We start from the raw sequence: 16,234 nt of genomic DNA on the forward strand, positions 1-16,234 counted from the left end.
AAATATGGATTTCAGTTATGTAGAAAATTTAAAAAATGCCGTGTTGATAAAGGACGTTAAAAATTTTGAACTTACACATATATTTGATTGCGGACAGTGTTTCAGGTGGGAAAAGCAAAGTAATGGAAATTACATAGGAGTTGCCTTCGGAAAGGTAATTGAAGTGGAGAAAAAGGGTAACGATGTAATTATATATAATACAGACGAGGAAGACTTTAAAAATATTTGGGCGGAATATTTTGATTTTTACAGGGATTATGGAGAAGTAAAAGAAATACTTAAAAAAGATGAAATATTAAAAAAATCAATAGAGTTCGGCTGTGGAATAAGACTTTTAAAACAAGATCCCTTTGAATTAATAATATCTTTTATAATATCTGCAAACAATAGAATACCTATGATAAAACGTGCCATAAAAAACATAAGTTCAAGGTGGGGAAAAAAGATAGAATACAATGGAGAAGTGTATTATGCCTTCCCGACTATAGATGAATTGAAGGATGCAGAAATGGATGAACTGAAGGAATGTGGTACCGGGTTTAGAAATAAATACATAAAGGATACAGTCGAAAAGATATACAGGAGCGGTATTAAAGGAAAAGAAAAATATGACGAAAAATTTGATATAGAGTGGATTAAATCTCAGGAGGATGACAAATGTCACAGGGAACTTCAAAAATTTATGGGAATAGGTCCTAAAGTAGCTGACTGCATAATGTTGTTTTCAATGCAGAAATATTCGGCATTTCCTGTAGACGTATGGGTTAAAAGAGCAATGTCACATTTTTACCTTGCACCTGATGTATCTTTAAAAAAGATAAGGGATTTTGGGATAAACAAGTTTGGTCAATTTTCGGGATTTGCACAGCAATATTTGTTCTATTATGCAAGAGAAAACAATATAGAAGTTTAGATGGCAAAGCTAGATTATTCAATATTGAATGTCTATGAAATTGCTACTTGAAAGTTACGAGGAATGTGTAATAAAATATATGAGTATACCCCGGAAACCCGGGGTTTTTGATTTGAACAAATATGTAGAAATTAAATAGAATTTAGTGTATAATATGGACTTACCAGTAATATGATATTAATTTAGTGTACATTTTATTTTTATGGGAAAGGTGAAGAATATGTCGGATGTAAAGATAATTTTGTCTGAGATACAAAAGCTTAGAAGTGATTTGGACAGATTGACTAAAGATAAAAGTGACTTGATTGATCCTGAAGTAATCTATGTTAGCCAGAAACTTGATATATTTTTGAATAAATACTATAAAACATTTGCCAAAAATGATAGACAAGCCTAAATTTTGTAAAATATTTCATTCCAAATCATATAATATAATAACAATTATATTGGTGGTTGAGGTGAAATAATATATGAATGAAGTTCAAATACTTGATGCATGGTGCAAGCAGATAAGAAACAAGATAGACAAGTTAAAGACAAAAAAACGGCATATGGAAAATTCATTTCAAATAAATAAAACCAAGTATAAAATTTATGAAGACAATTACGATTTAAAAAAAGAATTTCAATCTGAGAGTTCAAGATTGTTTGAAGAATGTCAAAGAATAAAGAAGGAAATAAAGCTAGACGAAAGGGAAATAAGAAAGTATGAGCTCTTGTTGTTCAAGATAGAAAATAAGATCCAGTCATTTTAGCAATGTAAAAAAACATATGGATTTTTATTAGAACAGCCTCCATTTTTTATAATACAGTTTTTTATAAGTGGGGGTATTTTTAATTATAGAAATACCTAAAATAGCATTGGTACGAGGTCTAACCATGTTAAAAAATTATCGTAATGTTTCTAAAACTGTTACATTATCTATAATAATCTGTTATAATAAAATTTGTAAAGGTATAAATGAAATATGACTGTATTTGGTGATTTTTGGTTTGTAAAAAAATTTATATCTATATAACAGGAGGGAGATATTAAATTGATAACCTTTGAAACCCCACTAAAAAAACTAAAATATTTGGTTCTTGAGCAAGTTGCTGAGCTTACGAAAGATAATAAATTAACAAAGGGGGAACTTGAGAAAATCCCATATAAAATAATAAAAGGAGACAAATCTGAATATAGATGCTGCGTATATAAGGAGCGTGCAGTTGTTTATGAAAGAGCTGTTCTTTCGGCGGGATTTTTGCCAACTGACAATACGATAGAGGATTTAAAAAGGATTGATGACAAGTCACATGTAATGTTTGTATTGTCTTCGGCTTGTGATCAATGTCCTATAGATAGATACAATGTTACTGAAGCTTGTAGAGGATGTATTCAGCATAAATGTATGGAGGTGTGTCCTGCAAAGGCTATTACCAGAGTTAATGGAAGATCCTATATAAATCAGGATTTGTGCAGAGAATGTGGAATGTGTAAAAAAGCATGTCCATACAATGCTATCGCCGAAGTTATGCGTCCATGTAAAAGGTCATGCCCAACTGGTGCACTTGAAATAAATCAGCATGATAGAAAAGCGAAAATAGAGAAGTCAAAGTGTATAAGCTGTGGTGCGTGTATGGCAGCATGTCCATTTGGCGCCATATCGGAATTGAGTTATATTGCAGATGTTACAAGAGAACTTACAGCAGGCAAGGAAGTATATGCAGTGGTTGCACCGTCAATTACAGGACAGTTTGGTCCTAAAGTTTCTGTTGGACAGGTTAAGGCTGCACTGAAAAAGGTTGGATTTAAGGACATGGTTGAGGCAGCATGCGGTGCGGATGCAGTAACAGTAAGTGAGAGCAAGGAGTTTGTTGAAAGAATTAATAACGGGGACAAGTTCATGACAAATTCATGCTGTTCTGGATTCATGAATTATATAGAAGTTCAATTTCCAGCTTTGGTTGATAAAATGTCAACTACGGTTTCACCTATGATAGCTACGGCAAGACTTATAAAAAAATACAATGAAAACGCAGTAGTTGTTTTTATAGGACCTTGTACTGCAAAAAAGGTTGAAGTAAACAGGGAATCTATAAAGGGTGATGTGGATTATGTACTTACCTTCGAGGAGATAGCAGGAATTTTTGGTGCATTTTCTGTAGATCCAGGAGAATGCGAAGATGACTCTGTTGAAGATGCTTCTGCTTTTGGAAGAGGTTTTGCACAAGGTGGAGGAGTTGCAGATGCGATACAGGATTACATTAAGGAAAAAGATATAAATATTGAATTCAAGCCTATAAAGGTTAGTGGCAAGGATGAAATAAAAAAGACAATGGTTAGTGCAAAGCTTGGAAGAGTTCAGGGAAACTTTATAGAAGGAATGATGTGCGATGGAGGATGTATTGGGGGAGCCGCAACTATGGCTTCTCTTATGAAAGCAAGACCACAGCTTGCAAAGTTTAAGAAACAATCTTCCAAAAAGACTATATTGTCAAATGACAACCTTGAAAAATTCAAATGTGTTGATATGGAAAGATAGTTTGTTGTATTGTAAAGGCGGTTGAATTTATTTTTATAGATTCAGCCGTCTTTATTTGTATGCTGCTACAGTATAAATAAATGTTTATTGGATAATATAGTAAATGATTGCGTATAACAGTAACTTGTATCGGGTGTTTTAAAATGAGTATAAAGACAGGATTTGAGAAATTAAAAAAATGTTTAAAAAGATACAGGACTTACATAATATTGTTTATTATTATGATATTTTTTATTGCATCGGCGTATGAATATTATTTTAAATACAGTTATATTTTAAAAAATCCACAGAGTTTGAGATTGCTTATTATGTCTTATGGGAAATATAGTATTATTGTATTTCTCCTCATTCAGACTGTACAGGTAATTGCATTCTTTATACCTGGTGAGCTGGTGCAGATTGCAGGTGGATATATATATGGTGTATTTTGGGGGACTATTCTTTCATGTGTTGGAATAACTATAGGAAGTATAATTGTATATTTGGTTTCAAAAGCGTGCGGCAGGTCTTTTGTGGATAATATGACGGCAAAGAAGGATTTTAAGCTTTTCAATAAGGTATTAAAGTCAAAAAATATAAACGTGATTGTGTTTATATTGTATCTTATACCTGGAATACCAAAGGATATACTTGCCTATATGTGTGGAATATCAAAAATAAAACTGCAGAATTTTATATTTTATTCAACGCTTGGGAGGCTTCCCGGCATATTGATTTCATCGTATTTTGGTTCAAAGGTATATTCTGGAAATAAGGGCATCTTGATATTGATATCTGTGATAATGACGTCCATATTTATAATTGGGGTAATAAAAAGTGATGATATAATATCCAGAATTATACGTAATAAATCATCTTGAGTTTTTGAGTATTTTACTAATACGGTGTAATTTATAGAAATTAAGAGAAATATTTATTTAATGAGAGTATATTTAACAATTTGCTCTATAAATAGTGTATAAGTTTCAAATTAGAATTTGAAAATATAAACAGTATTTATTATTATAATAATTGTATTAGCACTCAAGATTAATGAGTGCTAACAAGAAAAGCTAAAAGATTATTTTAAATAAATTAAAAATATTTTTAAGGAGGGGTTTTGATGAAAATTAGACCACTTGGAGACAGAGTCGTTATAAAAAAAATAGAGGCAGAAGAAACAACAAAAAGTGGAATAGTTCTGCCAGGAACTGCTAAGGAGAAACCACAGGAAGCTGAAATAGTTGCAGTTGGAACAGGTGGAATCGTAGATGGAAAAGAAGTTAAAATGGAAGTTAAAGTAGGAGAGAGAGTTCTTTTCTCAAAATATGGTGGAAATGAAGTTAAACTTGACGGACAAGAGTATACAATACTGAGACAGGATGACATTTTAGCTGTAATTGAAAAATAATATCAGATAATTTATATAACTTAAAAGTTGTGAGGAGGTTTTTTTTATGGCAAAGAGCATTTTATTTAGTGAAGAAGCCAGAAGAGCTATGCAGGAAGGCGTAAACAAGCTGGCTAATACAGTAAAGGTTACACTGGGACCAAAGGGAAGAAATGTGGTACTTGATAAAAAATTTGGTTCACCGCTTATAACAAATGATGGTGTTACTATAGCAAAGGAAATTGAGCTTGAGGATCCATATGAAAATATGGGAGCACAGCTTGTAAAGGAAGTTTCTACAAAGACAAATGATGTAGCAGGGGACGGAACTACAACAGCTACATTACTTGCTCAGGCAATAATAAGAGAAGGTTTAAAGAACGTTACAGCTGGAGCAAACCCTATGCTTTTAAGACAAGGTATAAAGAAGGCTGTAGACAAGGCTGTTGAAGAAATAAAGAAAATTTCCAAGGAGGTAAGTGGAAAGGAAGATATAGCAAGAATTGCATCCATATCTGCTTCTGATGAGGAAATAGGAAAATTAATAGCAGACGCTATGGAAAAAGTAGGAAATGAAGGAGTCATAACTGTAGAAGAGTCAAAATCAATGGGTACTGAACTTGATGTCGTTGAAGGCATGCAGTTTGACAGAGGATATTTAAGCCCATATATGGTGACTGATTCAGATAAAATGGAAGCAGTACTTGACGATCCATATATACTTATAACTGACAAGAAGATAGCAAACATACAGGAAATACTTCCACTTCTTGAACAGATAGTAAAACAGGGGAAGAAACTTCTCATAATAAGTGAGGATGTTGAAGGCGAAGCTCTTGCAACATTGGTTGTGAATAAATTGAGAGGAACATTTACATGCGTCGCAGTAAAAGCACCTGGATTTGGAGACAGAAGAAAAGAAATGCTTCAGGATATAGCAATTCTTACAGGTGGAAAAGTAATATCTGAAGAACTTGGAAGAGATATAAAAGAAGTTTCATTAGAAGATCTTGGAAAAGCTGAAAGTGTTAAAATATCCAAAGAAAATACTACAATTGTAAATGGAAAAGGTCAGAAATCTGATATCTCCGACAGAGTAAATCAGATCAGAAAACAGTTGGAAGAAACTACATCCGACTTTGATAAGGAAAAATTGCAGGAAAGGGTTGCAAAGCTTGCAGGAGGAGTAGCTGTAATAAAAGTTGGAGCAGCAACTGAAACAGAATTAAAAGAAAGAAAAATGAGAATAGAAGATGCTCTTGCAGCTACAAAAGCAGCTGTTGAAGAAGGACTTGTACCAGGTGGCGGAACAGCTTATTTGAATGTAATTCCAAAGATTGAAGAATTAAGTTCAGATGTACCTGATATCAAAGTTGGTATTGATATAATAAGAAAATCACTTGAAGAGCCAATAAGACAGATAGCTGCAAATGCAGGACTTGAAGGCTCGGTAATTATAGAAAAAGTTAGAAAGAGCGAAGCTGGGGTAGGTTTTGATGCTTTGAGAAATCAGTATGTAAACATGGTAGAGCACGGAATTGTAGATCCAACAAAGGTTACAAGATCAGCTCTCCAGAATGCAGCATCAGTAGCATCTACTTTCTTGACTACAGAAGCTGCAGTTGCAGATCTTCCAGAAAAAAATCCACCAGCAGCACCAGCAGCACCTGGAGCACCAGGAATGGGCGGAATGTACTAATATAAAATTTAACAGAATTTGTAGGGTTTTATATAAACTGCTGTAAAATTAAATTTTACAGCAGTTTTATTTTATATTTTTATTTGGATGTTTGTAAATATTGCATTGACAAAGATGCTATAATTGAATAAAATAGTGTAAATAGTAAGTAGGACAGATAGAAAAATATCAAATTTTATAAAAAATTAAATATAATCTTTTATTCAGCTCGTATATCCCCTGGATGTGGCAGGAAGTATCTACCGGAAACCATGAATTTCCGACTATGAGTAAGTTGTTATGATACAATCATATTAATTTCACTCTATAGTGGATTAATATGATTTTTTTGATAAAAATACTTATGCAGTCAAAAGCTAGATAGAAGATAAAAATTCAAGTTATAGGAGTGATTTTAATTGGCAAAAATTTCAAAACAAGCTTATACTTTTGATGATGTTCTCTTAGTACCTAATAAATCAGAAATTTTACCGAGAGAAGTTTCATTAAAAACAAATCTTACAAAAAAGATAAAACTCAACATCCCTATCATGAGTGCGAGCATGGATACTGTTACTGATTCTAAAATGGCAATAGCTATGGCAAGAGAAGGCGGTATAGGGATAATACATAAGAACATGACTATAGAACAGCAGGCAAGTGAAGTAGACAAGGTAAAGAGACAGGAAAACGGAGTAATAACAAATCCCTTCTATCTTTCTCCTGAAAGTACCATAGAAGAAGCACTTTCTTTAATGAGCAAATATAGAATATCCGGTGTACCTATTACTACAGATAGAAAGCTTATAGGCATAATAACAAACAGAGATACTGTATTTGAAGATGATTATACAAAAAAAGTTTCTGAAGTAATGACAAAGGAGAAACTTATAACTGCTCCAGAAGATACAACAATTGAACAGGCTAAGGAAATACTTAAAAAATATAAGATAGAAAAACTTCCGCTTGTTGATTCAGATAATAATTTATGTGGACTTATAACTTTGAAAGACATAGAAAAAGTAAAAAAATTCCCTAATAGTGCAAAAGACGAAAAGGGAAGACTTCTCTGCGGAGCAGCAGTTGGAGTAACTCAAGACATGATGGAAAGAGTATCCCAACTTGTTCATGCTGGAGTTGACGTAATTACAGTGGATACGGCACATGGACATTCAAAAGGGGTTCTTGATGCTGTAAAAGCTATAAAAGAAAAATATCCTGAACTGCAGATAGTTGCAGGAAATATTGCAACAGCTGAAGCAACTAGAGATTTAATTCTGTCAGGGGCAGATGCAGTGAAAGTTGGAATTGGGCCTGGTTCAATATGTACTACGAGAGTAGTTGCCGGAGTTGGTGTACCACAGCTTACAGCAGTAATGGATTGTGTGGAGGAAGCCAACAAATATGGAGTTCCAGTTATAGCTGATGGTGGAATAAAATATTCTGGAGATATTGTAAAAGCACTTGCTGCAGGAGCAAAAGTTACAATGATGGGATCAATGTTTGCCGGATGTGAAGAAGCACCTGGAGAAACTGAAATATATAAAGGCAGAACTTACAAGGTTTATAGAGGGATGGGATCACTTTCAGCCATGGCAAACGGAAGCAAGGACAGGTACTTCCAGGAAGGAAACAAGAAGCTTGTCCCAGAAGGAGTTGAAGGAAGAGTTCCATACAAAGGATATGTTGCAGATACTATATTCCAGCTGATGGGAGGAATACGTTCCGGGATGGGATATCTTGGTGCTCCTACTTTGAAGGATTTGTATGAAAAATCGACTTTTGTAGTTCAATCATCTGCAGGTCTTAGAGAAAGTCATCCTCATGATATATCCATGACGAAAGAAGCTCCAAACTATAGTGTAAGGCAGTAAATATTGCAATTTGTTATATAAGGAGGAGACTTATGGCAAGAGAACTTATTATTGTAGTTGATTTTGGCGGACAGTACAATCAGCTTATAGCTAGAAGAGTAAGAGAAAACAACGTCTATTGTGAAATACTTCCATATACCTGTTCGGTGGATAAAATAAAAGAGAAAAATCCAAAAGGTATAATATTTACCGGTGGACCTAAAAGTGTGTATGCGGAAAATGCCCCAAAGGTGAGTGAAGAAATATTTAACCTCGGAGTTCCTATACTTGGGATATGTTATGGACATCAGTTTATATGCAATACACTTGGAGGTAAGGTTCAGAGTGCGGATGTAAGAGAATACGGTAAAACAGAGGTAAATCTCAAAATTGACAATGACCTGTTTTATGATCTGGATGAGGTACAAAGTTGTTGGATGAGCCATACAGACTTTGTTTCCCATGCTCCAGATGGATTTGAAATAACAGGGAAAACAAAACAGGTTCCGGTTGCAGCAGTTGAAAACAAGGCTAAAAAAATATATGGAGTTCAGTTTCATCCTGAGGTTGAGCATACTCCTTTTGGGAGAAAAATGATCCATAATTTTCTTTTCAGAATATGTAAAGTGCATGGAGACTGGTCAATGTCTTCTTTTGCAGAAGAGAAGATTAAACATATAAAGGAAATTGTAGGGGACAAGAAGGTAATATGTGCAATGTCAGGCGGAGTTGATTCTTCGGTAGCGGCAGTACTTGTTCACAAGGCAGTTGGAAAACAGCTTACATGTATATTTGTAGATCATGGACTTCTTAGAAAAGATGAAGGAGACCAGGTTGAAGCCGTATTTAAAAAACAATTTGACATGAATCTCATAAGGGTGAATGCAAAAGACAGGTTCCTTGGAAAACTTGAAAATGTGGATGATCCGGAAAAGAAAAGAAAAATTATAGGTGAAGAATTCATAAGAGTATTTGAGGAAGAGGCAAAGAAGCTTGGAGATATAGGATTCTTGGTTCAAGGGACAATATATCCAGATGTAGTTGAAAGTGGACTTGGAACTTCTGCAACTATAAAGAGTCATCACAATGTAGGCGGACTTCCTGAGAATATGGATTTCAAACTTATAGAGCCATTAAGGGAGCTTTTTAAAGATGAGGTAAGAGCAGTGGGAGAAGAACTTGGAATACCTCATAAACTTGTATGGAGACAGCCTTTTCCAGGGCCGGGACTTGCAATAAGGGTACTTGGTGCAATTACAGAGGAAAAGCTCGAAATAACAAGGGAAGCAGATGCTATATTCAGGGAGGAAATAGCTATTGCGGGACTTGACGAGAAAATATGGCAGTATTTTGCATGTCTTCCCAATATACGTTCTGTAGGTGTTATGGGAGATGAGAGAACATATTGTTATACTGTTGCTTTAAGAGCAGTAACATCTTCCGATGCAATGACTTCCGATTGGGCGAGAATACCTTATGATGTATTAGACAAGGTCAGCCGCAGGATAGTAAATGAAGTTAAGGGAGTAAACAGGGTAGTTTACGATGTAACTTCAAAACCACCTGCTACTATTGAGTGGGAATAAAAGTAAAAATCTCTGAAAACATTGATATCAAATGATTTAAGAATTGAAAAATTAAAAATCGTACTAAAAACGTACTAATATAAATCATCAAGTTTATTTGCTATTAGATTGCCTTTGTTAGGATAAAGGTGTGAATAGGTATCAAGAGTTGTTTGTACCTTCTCATGACCAAGCCTTTCGGCAATCGCTAAGGGAGTAAAGCCGAGTTCGATAAGCAAAGATGCATGAGAGTGTCTTAAATCATGTACTCGAATTCTCTTTACTCCACTTTTTTTACATATTCTAATCATTTCATTTTCAAGAAAAAATTTTGTAAAGTGAAAAACTCTATCACTGCTATTAAAATCATATAATTTATTTTTATAATCTCCTATATCATTACAAAGAGAATCTGATATAGGAATTTTCCTTTTACTCTTAGGCGTTTTGGGGTCATTTATAATATCCTTACCTCCAAGTCTTGCGTAAGTTTTGTTTATGCTTATTATTTTACTGTATAAATCAATATCTTTCCATGTAAGGGCCAATAGCTCTCCACTTCTCATACCTGTCCAGAATAGCGTCTTAAAAGCCAATACGGATATAGGTTTATTATTGTACTTAATGAACTTTTTAAATTCCTTTACTGTCCAAAATTTCATACTGTCAGCGTTTTTCTTACCCATAGATCCAGCTTTTAGAGCAGGACTGCTGCTTAGATTATAATATTTGATAGCAAAATTAAATATAGCACTTATTTGATTGTTAATTGTCTTTAAATATGTTGCAGAATATCCCTTATTTATAAGTTTATTTTGCCATTTCCTTATATGGTTAGGAGTAATGTCACTTACATTTAATTTATCAAAATAAGGTCTTATTTTTAAGTTTATTAAATTCTTTTTATTAGCCAATGTAGTAGCTCTTACTCTACTAGATGCATCTTCCATGTATAGATCAGTTAAAGTTTTAAAGCTCATATTGCAATTGTTCTGATATTTAGATAAAAAATTTCTCTCAAATTCTTTTGCTTCACCTTGCTTTTTGAAGCCCTCTTTCTTTTTTCTTTTCCTAGCACCAGTCCAATCCTTATAGTAAAATGAACAGTAATAGGTGCCTCTTTTTTCATCTTTATAAATAGGCATTAAAATTCAACTCCTTTTATCAAACTTATGTTCGCTATAAAATTAAAAAATATATAGCATCTAAAGTACTTATTTATAATTAATTTAGTCTATACTTTGAAATAATTGATAGAGTAGGGTAAAAACATATGTAATAAGTATCTATCTCATAATATAAACCATATTTAATCTTGTAGTAATTAATTGCTTTTTTCAGAAATGTTTCTGATACATGTAAGTATTTTGATAAATCATATATAGTGTTAATACCTGAATTAAAAGCATTTATGATTTTTATTATTCCTGCATATTTTTCATACTGTAGATCTTTTAATCGCGGAGTATTTATATGATGATTTGTCACTTTAATTCCTCCAATCAGAACACCAGTTCTTTATAAATTAAAAATATATAGGAGTTTAACTCCAAATTGATTCTTCTTAAGATAAATTTATCATTTATACTTTTTTATTCTTATATCATTCATAATATTGTCTTTTATTTCAAAAATTTATATATTAAGCTCATTACTCTATCAGGAAGAACTATTTCATTAATTCGTTCGTTATCTATATGATTATGGACTAAAAACATATAGGCTGAAACCATGTCAGCCTCATATTCCTCTTTTGTATATGCAGCTGAAATCGAATTAGAAAATGTCTTACCTTTATGCTCTAATACGCAATGCCCATATTCATGGAACAATGCGCACTGCTTACCATGCTCAGACAAATCTTCATTTATAACAACAATCTGCCTTTTAGGAGAAAAATATTTATAGCAACCATTTAAATCTTCCGTAAGGCTACAAAAATATATACATAAATTCTTATTGCTATGAACTATATCAATCATATTACTTGTCCCATATTTTTCAATTAAACCATTTATAGTTTTTCTAACGTAATTCTCGATATACAAAAATAACATCCTCCTATTTCTTATTTCTGTATTTTTTAGGCGTGTATTTTTCTTTATTCCTTAAGGTCATTGCCTGTAATGCACCTTTCATACTTGCACGCAATACCTCATAATCCCTGTCACTTAAGTGATCTTTGTTTTGGGATAAAGATAGAGTTAATTCATTAACTAATTCCTCGGCCTGTTTATCTAACTTTTCCTGTTCTTTTACAGAGAGAGTTGGTTTAAAATCTTCTTTATTTTTATCTTCATTTTCGTCAAGAAGTTCATCAACTGTTATTTCTAATGCATCGGCTATAGCTTTTACTCTATCAACTGTTGGATTTTTAATTTTACCACTTAATATATCATGTAAGCTGGATTGAGGTATACTGGCTTCTTTAGCTAATTTATATTTGCTCCAGCCTTTTTCTTCTAATAATTTAATTATCTTATCTCTATAAAACATATGAATACATCCTTCCAGTATCTCGTTATATCTATATAATAATATCAATATATCGTAAAGTCAATATATTGCGAGAAAAATAATGATATTGTGAGTTATTTTAATCTATTTTAAAAATATAATTATTTTTAACGTAGTATATGATTTGAAAATATTCCGATATTACGATACTATTAAATCACGGAAATAAATTCGAAATATCGATATATAAAAAGGAAGTGAAATCATGACAATAGGTGATAGTATCAGGAAAATAGCAGAAAACAAAAATATGTCAATATATCAAGTTATGAAAAAAAGCAAAGTTTCTAATGGACAGCTTTATGACATTGTAAATAATAAAGTAACTAATCCAACCGTAGATACAGTTAAAAAGATAGCAAAAGCATTAGAAGTATCTACAAGTGATTTAATCGAGCCAGAGGAAACAAAGGAGGTTGTGTGATCCCATAAAATAATTTTACTAGCCAAAGGAAGTGAAATGAATGGACAAGGAGTACAGAAATATCTACCAAATAGCGCGTGAGAGTGCAGGATTAACACAGGAAAAGGCATCTGAACTTATGGACATATCTGTTGATAGTTTAAGAGCTTATGAGGGAGATAGAAGAGTTCCACCAGATCATGTGGTTATCAAGATGATAGAGATTTATAACACACAATATCTTGCATATCAACATCTAAAGACAAGTGCAGAGGTTGGCCAAAAGTATTTACCTAATATAGAAATTACAGAATTACCAACTGCAATTTTGAAAATACACACAGAAATTAAGGACTTTATTGACTCTGAAGATTTACTTATTAGAATTGGCTCTGATGGAAAAGTGAGTGATGATGAAACCTGTGATTTTAAAAAGATTTGTAAAAAACTTGATGCTGTATTTGAAGCAATTATGACTTTTAAATTTTCAAAGTAAAAAAGGAAGTGAGATGGATGGTTGCAGAACATGGGTGTTACAGAGTAGATGATATTAAAAACATTTTAGATGTATCTGAATCAATGGCCTATAGAATTATACAACAATTGAATAAGGAACTTAAAGAAAAAGGATATATAACTATTGCAGGTAGAGTTCCAATTAAATATTTCAATGAAAAATATTATTGTTAGCTAACTTTATTGAAAGAGGAGGGGTGAAAAATGAGTAATTTAATACAATTTCAGAATAAATCATTAACTATAGACAGTAGAGAAGTGGCAAAAATGGTAGGCAAAGATCATTCACATTTATTAAGAGATATAAAAGGTTATATTGAAATTTTAGGTAAATCCAATTTTGGATTGGCTGATTTCTTCATTGATAACACATATACAGATTTACAAGGAAAAGAAAGAAATTGTTATAAGGTAACTAAAAAAGGTTGTGAAATGATAGCTCATAAACTTACTGGAGAGAAAGGAGTCTTATTTACAGCAACATATATAGACAGGTTTCATGATATGGAAGCTCGAATACAGAAGCCAACATGTATAGAAGATGTTCTTATCCAGTCACTTCAGGAAATGAAGGACATGCGTCTGCAAATTGAAGAAGCCAGGAAACAGACCAGCGAGGTTAAGGAGGAAGTCCAAGACATAAGGAATGTAATTACTTTAAATCCGCAAGCAGCATGGCGCAGAGAATGTAACAGGATTTTAAATGCCATAGGCAGAGAACTTGGAGATTACAAAACTCCAAAGGATCAGGTATATGAGGCTCTAAAAGTTAGAGGGAAATGCAGACCAAATGTATTGGTACTTAATCTTAAAAAGAGAGCTATAACAAACGGTATGGCTCCAAGCAGAGCAGAAAAATTAAATATTTTAGATGTTTTGGAAAATGAGCCAAGACTCAAGGAAATCTATATAAGCATAGTAAAAGAAATGGCTATAAAGAATGGCGTAAGGATAAGAGAGGAGGCAGCAATATAGTGAACCCATGGTATAGAGAATCCATAAACAGCAAGAAATTTAAAGTCGGGCTGAAAGAAGCAGCACCATTTGCATTAACTATGGTAAGAGTTGCACTTGGGGTTGAACTTAAAAAGGGAGACAAGGTTAAAAGTAGGTTTGATGCGATAAGCAAGGAAATAGAGAGGAGGAAAATTAAATGAATGGATATTTAGAGTGCCTGATAAATGAATACAAGAGAAAATTTGATAAAGCACTTGGAATGGAAAAGGCGTTATACAAAGAGTTTATTGTAAGCCTTAATGAATTTAAACAGTACATGGAAGGTCCTAAAGAAGAAAAGCATAGGAAGCATGTTGCACTTGATTTTGTTGGTACAATGCCCGGCTTTATAGAGTATCTAAAGTCGAAGACGAAGGAAGGTGAATAAAATAATGGAGGAATGTAGATGCAAAGATTAAGAGTTTACTTAGATTGGGGGATAAAATATGTGGGTTAGAAGTCAAGACAAAACTATATTGGCAAATATAAATGATTTTTTTATAAATAATGAAGAAAATTCAGCAGAAATATATGGAAATGGATTTCACAAAAAATATTGCAGGCTTGGAATATACGATACACCAGAAAGAACATATGAAGTATTAGACATGATGCAAAGGATGCTAATAAATGACATACAACATGATGTATTTATTATGCCACAAAGATAAAAAATACCCTGGCCAAAGGGTAAAAGTTTAGTAAAAATTCGTTATTCCTATTTTATCGTGAAATAGGGAAAAAATCAAATTGGGAGGTAAAAAGATTGTACAAGGTGTTAGCTAAAACTAAGAATATGACAGAGTTAGAATGGCTTAAGAGCCGTCAAGCTGGTATCGGCGGTTCTGATGCAGGAGCAATTCTTGGGATAAACAATTATAAATCACCACTTGATGTTTATATAGATAAAACCCAGGAGATAGTCAAAAATGATGAACAGAGTGAGGCTGCTTATTGGGGAACTATACTGGAGCCCAATGTTGCAAGGAGATTTTCAGAGAAAACAGGTAAAAGAGTTAGAAGGAGAAATGCAATACTACAAAGTGTCGAGTATCCTTTTATGACTGCAAATCTGGACAGGGAAATAGTGGGCGAAAAAGCACTGCTTGAATGTAAGACAGCAAATACTTTCCTGTCGAGCAGGTGGGAGAGTGAAGAAATACCCGCAAGTTATCTGGCACAGGTTATGCACTATCTGGCTGTTACAGGTGATGAAAAGGCATATATAGCCGTGCTCATAGGTGGGCAGAAGTTTATATATAAAGAAGTAGCAAGGGATGATGAGTTAATAAATCTTATTGTGGCCAAAGAAAAAGATTTTTGGGAAAACAATGTACTTAAGAGAGTGCCGCCAAAGTTGGATGGATCAAATGCTGCAGAGAGATACTTGAAGGAAAGATTTAAAGATTCATCACCAGGAATAACTGTAAACCTAAAATCTGAATACAAAGACAAAATTAAAGATTACTTCGAAATTAAAGATACTATAAAATCTCTTGAGCTTCAGGCTAAGGAAATTGAGAACAGCATAAAGCTTGAAATGGGTGAGGCAGAGACAGGATATGCTCCTGATTACGAGATTAGTTGGAAGAGCATAGCCTCCAATAGGTTTGACAGCAAAAGGTTCAAGATGGAGCACCCTGAGTTATTTAAACAATATTTAAATGCAAGCTCATACAGAAAATTTAATATCAAGGAGGTAAAAGCGTAATGGCAAATCCAGCATTTACAGCACTTATAAATAGTTTTAATGCCCAGCTGGCAGCTATGAATAAAAATGACTTTAAAATGTATGATCCAGGTGATTCTGAGTATTTTATAGATTCAATTTATTATGATAGAGATAAAGATAAAATGATGTGTAATTTTAAAGCTGATTCTAGAAGAGAGGATGAATAA

Annotated in this window: 21 protein-coding genes and 1 riboswitch; of the genes, 18 read left to right on the top strand and 3 right to left on the bottom strand. The window is 33.2% G+C overall.

The window, feature by feature from the left end; all coding sequences use genetic code 11:
• Positions 1-4: 4 nt before the first annotated feature.
• From AC4CVH_RS09270 to guaA, 9 genes are all read left to right on the top strand, one after another.
• Positions 5-913: a DNA-3-methyladenine glycosylase family protein gene (locus AC4CVH_RS09270; RefSeq protein WP_490787475.1), complete on the top strand. Its 909-nt coding sequence runs from the start codon at positions 5-7 to the stop codon at positions 911-913.
• A 220-nt stretch (positions 914-1,133) separates the two neighbouring features.
• Positions 1,134-1,310 (top strand): aspartyl-phosphate phosphatase Spo0E family protein, encoded by a 177-nt coding sequence (locus tag AC4CVH_RS09275; RefSeq protein WP_490787476.1) that lies wholly within the window; start codon positions 1,134-1,136, stop codon positions 1,308-1,310.
• 73 nt (positions 1,311-1,383) lie between these two features.
• Positions 1,384-1,668: a hypothetical protein gene (locus AC4CVH_RS09280; protein WP_490787477.1), complete on the top strand. Its 285-nt coding sequence runs from the start codon at positions 1,384-1,386 to the stop codon at positions 1,666-1,668.
• A 282-nt stretch (positions 1,669-1,950) separates the two neighbouring features.
• Positions 1,951-3,438 (top strand): 4Fe-4S dicluster domain-containing protein, encoded by a 1,488-nt coding sequence (locus tag AC4CVH_RS09285; RefSeq protein WP_490787478.1) that lies wholly within the window; start codon positions 1,951-1,953, stop codon positions 3,436-3,438.
• A 143-nt stretch (positions 3,439-3,581) separates the two neighbouring features.
• A complete protein-coding gene (locus AC4CVH_RS09290) occupies positions 3,582-4,298 on the top strand; it encodes a TVP38/TMEM64 family protein (RefSeq protein WP_490787479.1) in 717 nt (238 codons plus the stop codon).
• Positions 4,299-4,540: 242 nt separating this feature from the next.
• The gene (groES, locus tag AC4CVH_RS09295; protein ID WP_490787480.1) at positions 4,541-4,828 is read left to right on the top strand and encodes a co-chaperone GroES; all 288 of its coding nucleotides are present in this window, start codon (positions 4,541-4,543) and stop codon (positions 4,826-4,828) included.
• A 46-nt stretch (positions 4,829-4,874) separates the two neighbouring features.
• Positions 4,875-6,506 (top strand): chaperonin GroEL, encoded by a 1,632-nt coding sequence (gene groL / locus AC4CVH_RS09300; protein ID WP_490787481.1) that lies wholly within the window; start codon positions 4,875-4,877, stop codon positions 6,504-6,506.
• 188 nt (positions 6,507-6,694) lie between these two features.
• A riboswitch (purine riboswitch) is annotated at positions 6,695-6,792 on the top strand.
• Between the two features lie 112 nt (positions 6,793-6,904).
• The gene (gene guaB / locus AC4CVH_RS09305) at positions 6,905-8,359 is read left to right on the top strand and encodes an IMP dehydrogenase (RefSeq protein WP_490787482.1); all 1,455 of its coding nucleotides are present in this window, start codon (positions 6,905-6,907) and stop codon (positions 8,357-8,359) included.
• A gap of 32 nt (positions 8,360-8,391) precedes the next feature.
• Positions 8,392-9,924: a glutamine-hydrolyzing GMP synthase gene (guaA, locus tag AC4CVH_RS09310; protein ID WP_490787483.1), complete on the top strand. Its 1,533-nt coding sequence runs from the start codon at positions 8,392-8,394 to the stop codon at positions 9,922-9,924.
• Between the two features lie 74 nt (positions 9,925-9,998).
• On the opposite strand, the gene AC4CVH_RS09315 is transcribed toward guaA, so the two are convergent.
• From AC4CVH_RS09315 to AC4CVH_RS09325, 3 genes are all read right to left on the bottom strand, one after another.
• Positions 9,999-11,048: a site-specific integrase gene (locus AC4CVH_RS09315; protein WP_490787484.1), complete on the bottom strand. Its 1,050-nt coding sequence runs from the start codon at positions 11,046-11,048 to the stop codon at positions 9,999-10,001.
• A 477-nt stretch (positions 11,049-11,525) separates the two neighbouring features.
• Positions 11,526-11,951, bottom strand: coding sequence for an ImmA/IrrE family metallo-endopeptidase (locus tag AC4CVH_RS09320; protein WP_217810524.1), 426 nt, complete (start codon positions 11,949-11,951; stop codon positions 11,526-11,528).
• A 13-nt stretch (positions 11,952-11,964) separates the two neighbouring features.
• Entirely contained in the window at positions 11,965-12,399 is a 435-nt protein-coding gene (locus AC4CVH_RS09325; protein ID WP_217810523.1) for a helix-turn-helix domain-containing protein, read from the bottom strand.
• 226 nt (positions 12,400-12,625) lie between these two features.
• Here AC4CVH_RS09325 and AC4CVH_RS09330 point away from each other — a divergent pair, with 226 nt between their 5' ends.
• From AC4CVH_RS09330 to AC4CVH_RS09370, 9 genes are all read left to right on the top strand, one after another.
• Positions 12,626-12,844, top strand: a complete 219-nt coding sequence (locus tag AC4CVH_RS09330) for a helix-turn-helix domain-containing protein (protein WP_217810522.1) — start codon at positions 12,626-12,628, stop codon at positions 12,842-12,844.
• Positions 12,845-12,884: 40 nt separating this feature from the next.
• Positions 12,885-13,319, top strand: coding sequence for a helix-turn-helix domain-containing protein (locus tag AC4CVH_RS09335; protein WP_490787485.1), 435 nt, complete (start codon positions 12,885-12,887; stop codon positions 13,317-13,319).
• A gap of 17 nt (positions 13,320-13,336) precedes the next feature.
• A complete protein-coding gene (locus AC4CVH_RS09340; RefSeq protein ID WP_490787486.1) occupies positions 13,337-13,513 on the top strand; it encodes a transcriptional regulator in 177 nt (58 codons plus the stop codon).
• Between the two features lie 30 nt (positions 13,514-13,543).
• Positions 13,544-14,314 (top strand): Rha family transcriptional regulator, encoded by a 771-nt coding sequence (locus tag AC4CVH_RS09345; protein ID WP_490787487.1) that lies wholly within the window; start codon positions 13,544-13,546, stop codon positions 14,312-14,314.
• A complete protein-coding gene (locus tag AC4CVH_RS09350) occupies positions 14,314-14,496 on the top strand; it encodes a hypothetical protein (RefSeq protein ID WP_490787488.1) in 183 nt (60 codons plus the stop codon). The genes AC4CVH_RS09345 and AC4CVH_RS09350 overlap by 1 nt, the downstream gene beginning before the upstream one ends.
• Positions 14,493-14,723: a hypothetical protein gene (locus tag AC4CVH_RS09355; protein ID WP_490787489.1), complete on the top strand. Its 231-nt coding sequence runs from the start codon at positions 14,493-14,495 to the stop codon at positions 14,721-14,723. Before AC4CVH_RS09350 ends, AC4CVH_RS09355 begins: the two co-directional genes overlap by 4 nt.
• A 58-nt stretch (positions 14,724-14,781) precedes the next feature.
• Positions 14,782-15,006, top strand: a complete 225-nt coding sequence (locus tag AC4CVH_RS09360; RefSeq protein WP_490787490.1) for a hypothetical protein — start codon at positions 14,782-14,784, stop codon at positions 15,004-15,006.
• 104 nt (positions 15,007-15,110) lie between these two features.
• A complete protein-coding gene (locus AC4CVH_RS09365; RefSeq protein WP_490787554.1) occupies positions 15,111-16,046 on the top strand; it encodes a YqaJ viral recombinase family nuclease in 936 nt (311 codons plus the stop codon).
• The gene (locus AC4CVH_RS09370) at positions 16,046-16,234 is read left to right on the top strand and encodes a hypothetical protein (protein WP_490787491.1); all 189 of its coding nucleotides are present in this window, start codon (positions 16,046-16,048) and stop codon (positions 16,232-16,234) included. Before AC4CVH_RS09365 ends, AC4CVH_RS09370 begins: the two co-directional genes overlap by 1 nt.

The organism is Clostridium pabulibutyricum, assembly GCF_058242705.1.